Origin of the sequence: Mogibacterium diversum, assembly GCF_938028775.1 — a bacterium.
GTDB lineage: Bacteria > Bacillota > Clostridia > Peptostreptococcales > Anaerovoracaceae > Mogibacterium > Mogibacterium diversum_A.
Map to the genome: position 1 here is coordinate 1 of NZ_CALIZG010000011.1, position 3,449 is coordinate 3,449.

4 protein-coding genes are annotated in these 3,449 nt (G+C 41.3%); 1 reads left to right on the forward strand and 3 read right to left on the reverse strand.

The annotated features are described in order from the left end of the window. Positions 1-221, forward strand: a 221-nt coding sequence (locus Q7O90_RS02550) for a hypothetical protein (RefSeq protein ID WP_304127065.1), incomplete at its 5' end; no start/stop codon positions are given. 77 nt (positions 222-298) lie between these two features. On the opposite strand, the gene Q7O90_RS02555 is transcribed toward Q7O90_RS02550, so the two are convergent. The 3 genes from Q7O90_RS02555 to Q7O90_RS02565 form a co-directional block, all read right to left on the reverse strand. Beyond that, positions 299-1,243 (reverse strand): hypothetical protein, encoded by a 945-nt coding sequence (locus Q7O90_RS02555; RefSeq protein WP_304127067.1) that lies wholly within the window; start codon positions 1,241-1,243, stop codon positions 299-301. Positions 1,244-1,254: 11 nt separating this feature from the next. Next, positions 1,255-2,586 (reverse strand): AAA family ATPase, encoded by a 1,332-nt coding sequence (locus Q7O90_RS02560; protein WP_304127069.1) that lies wholly within the window; start codon positions 2,584-2,586, stop codon positions 1,255-1,257. A gap of 311 nt (positions 2,587-2,897) precedes the next feature. Beyond that, positions 2,898-3,167 (reverse strand): hypothetical protein, encoded by a 270-nt coding sequence (locus Q7O90_RS02565; protein WP_304127072.1) that lies wholly within the window; start codon positions 3,165-3,167, stop codon positions 2,898-2,900. Between the last annotated feature and the right edge of the window lie 282 nt (positions 3,168-3,449).

Consider the following 3,449-nt stretch of genomic DNA (forward strand, 5'->3'; position numbering starts at 1 on the left):
TGCCGAAGCACTGGGGTTGCTGTGGTTACGCGGGTGACCGCGGTATGCTGCACCCGGAGCTGACGGCGAGCGCTACGGAGGCTGAGGCTGCGGAGCTGAGCGAGCAGAAGCAGTTCGCCGCATACATTTCGGCTAACCGCACCTGTGAGCAGGGCATGACGGAGGCGACCGGCCACACCTACCAGAACGTGCTGCAGCTGCTGGAACGCACCACCCGATAAACGGCTGAGCGCATAGCAACGGTATAAAGAAGGGACCCGGCGGGCTATCTGATGGATAGTCCGCCGGGTCCCTATTTTTACTTCATTGTTAGCTTGTATATGTACTCTATTCTCATACACAATAATTTAAAAAGGTTATCGTTTTTATAAAATCCTTCGCTTATATAATTATCTCGGACGTACTGTTCTATGTGAGTCTTTCTGCATGCAGGGTATTTGGAACTCAATTCCTTTTCATAACATGCTATAACTCCTTTAATGGCAGAACCAACATCATGACCATATATATATGCACGAGGATCAACATTATCATCGTCTACAGATTTCATTGCATTTACCACTTCATCAGGAATAAATCCATCCGCAAACTCAATAAATCCATCTATAGATAAATTGTCGCGATTACCGTTCACATAACTCGTAAGTTTTTTATGCAATTCAATAGCTTTTGAATTCATATCCTCCGGCTTTTCCTGATTATGCAGTGCGCACCGATAAAAATATATACCCCTTAGATATCGACTAAGAAATTCTCCACAATTTTCCAAAGATTTCAATTTGCCACCATATCTATCTTCATTTAACTTGCATAGAATTTCATTCAGAAACCCATAACTTTCTACAGCTGGAAAATCAGTAAAAAACAACGAATCAAGATGCTCATACTCTCTAACATTAGAATCTGTCATCAAATCTTTATCTGATACATAAATCTTACGCATATCATCTTTGTACTCCTCAGCAGCAAGCCTTATTTTCTGACAATTTCCTAGACCTGGGGCTACAATACTTTCATCTGACCTAATTCCCAATATTTTTATAGATAGTTTTCTATGACTAGACTCCAATTTTGAAACCCTCAACCATCTATTAAAAAAATCAATATCATCTATACCTTCAACATAAATTGTAAAGATGTTCGGAGATTCAGAATCTCGACCACTCTCCATAAGACTGTCAATCTTCTTCATCTCATATTCATTAAGCCTATACGAAGCTTTTATTTCGATACCATCTTTCATATCAAGCACCCTTAATCTCTCGATTCTCTTTTCGACACAGAAACATCAATATCATCATAGTCTTCAAGAATTAGTGGTGAATGTGTGGCCATAACAACCTGGAGGTTTGACTCATATGCACACTCCTGAACATACTTCACAAACAAACGTTGCCATTGGATGCCGAGGGAAATTTCCGGTTCATCGATAATTAATAACGAATCCCCTCTAGTGGCAGAAATAATCACTTTTGCAAGAAGGAATATAATATGCTTCTCACCACTGGAAAGCATGGAGGGATCAACATAGATTTCATTCTTTCCCTCTTCTGAAACTATATTTGAACGTACTCTAAAACCCCTCTGCATACTATACTTAATTTCTTTATCCCGGAACATCGTATTAATAGATCCAATAAATGACCCAATTAATCGTGCCGCAGGAGAAACATCTTGAATCTTCTCCGCAAGACTATCAAAGTAAGGCATTAATATTGGATACAGATGCAAAAATTGTTTAGCATTTACCCTCGGTGGATTGCTTACCATATTTTTAATCGAATTATATTCGGCAAAATTAATTAATTCATACTCGCCAACCAGATTTTTATACTCCAGATTATCAATTTCCTTTATTTTTTCAAGGATGCTCTTCCTTGCTTCCGTACTACTATTTACGCCATCGCCATTATTGCTATCATTAAATATATTTTTAACAATTTGAGAATATACTCCTCTGCGCCCTCTTGAACTAATTGTCATTCTTTGAGCATTACGAATTAATGAGTTACTCAGTTCATCAAGAACGGAATCAATAACAAGGTCTACAGGATCATATTCCTCCCCCGACTCATTGCGGCGCCCCATCCTCCATCTAATCCTAGCAATACGACTTGCCTGGAGGTCGACATCATTTAATCTATTCGTTCCAAGATATACAGCGTTTCCTGTATAGTTACATACGTTCAAAGATATATCACGGTATTTATCTTGAATCTCATCACCTAATTCCGGGTCAGACATACTCTTTAAATCCCCGGGATTCAAATCCTTAAAGAAAACACTCTCATCCGACTCATTATATATATTTAAATCGATAGATTTATTGGTCCTTCTAGTGAAGAAAATTCTTTTTCCAGAGGCCTTAATCTCCAATTCCTTGAAAGGTATAGAGAATATTTTCTGCAGCTCCACACTACTTCCAGATGTGACGCAATGAATCAATCTTAAAAGGTTGGTCTTTCCGCATCCATTTTCAGAATAAATTGCCTTTAGCTCAGAATTACCATCCGTAAAATTAATATTGTAATCATATAACCCAATTATTCCTTTTGCCGATATCTTTTCTATCTTTCTAGTATCCATTATTGATTCCTCCTCGAATTTGTGGACCGGGCACATCTCATGGGACTTACACGCACATTGTGCTTGACTTCCCCTCAGACGTCCTTATCCGATACTGACATATGATGATGCCGCACGAATCTAGTGCGTGCGACACCACTGCTTACCCTAGCATGTAACGACTCGTCCGTTCTTTCAAAAGAAGCGCTGTGACAGAATATTTCTCAATACGAATCTCAGCTGTAACAATCCCCATCAACGCAGAAAAGACCCGGCGGATACTACAGATGTAGTATCCGCCGGGTCTTCTGCTAGTTTTAGGATTACCCAACCTAATTGCTCTCGCTGCCGAAGAGGCGAACGTGAAGCTCCCCCTCAGCCTCAGTCACGATAATGACCGGTTTACCACCCGCAACCTTGCGTGCACGGTCGAGTACGTCAGCCTCATCTTCGCCGGGAGCCACAGGAACCACCTGGCACTCCCCTCCCGCCTTTTGCGCGGCGAGCGCAACAAGTGCCCTATGCTCCTGGTTTCGGCGAGCAGACAGGTTGAAACGACCCGCAATACGAGCCCGTTCCTTCATCACCTCAACACTTGCCATACCTTCACCCTTTCAAATGCGCTTCAACAGCAAAGTCTACTACTTCTTCGTGAACAAACTTTGCTTCCCGAAAAACCCGGCGGGCTATCCAATGTGGATGGCAAGCCGGATCCGTTTTCGTCTGCTACAGCACTTATTTTCGACTATTATATAGTCCAATAATCAATACTGCTATCGAGATGCCGTAGAGAATTCCAAGCACTAGGTCGCTGACATTTGACACTACATTCAAGATAATTGCCAGGATCAAGAACAGCATCCCAACAGGAACATACTTATTCG

Excerpts from the sequence above, each read along its gene's own strand:
- Q7O90_RS02555 (WP_304127067.1), bottom strand. The coding sequence starts at position 1,243 with ATGAAAGATGGTATCGAAATAAAAGCTTCGTATAGGCTTAATGAATAT.
- Q7O90_RS02560 (WP_304127069.1), bottom strand. The coding sequence starts at position 2,586 with ATGGATACTAGAAAGATAGAAAAGATATCGGCAAAAGGAATAATTGGG.
- Q7O90_RS02565 (WP_304127072.1), bottom strand. The coding sequence starts at position 3,167 with ATGGCAAGTGTTGAGGTGATGAAGGAACGGGCTCGTATTGCGGGTCGT.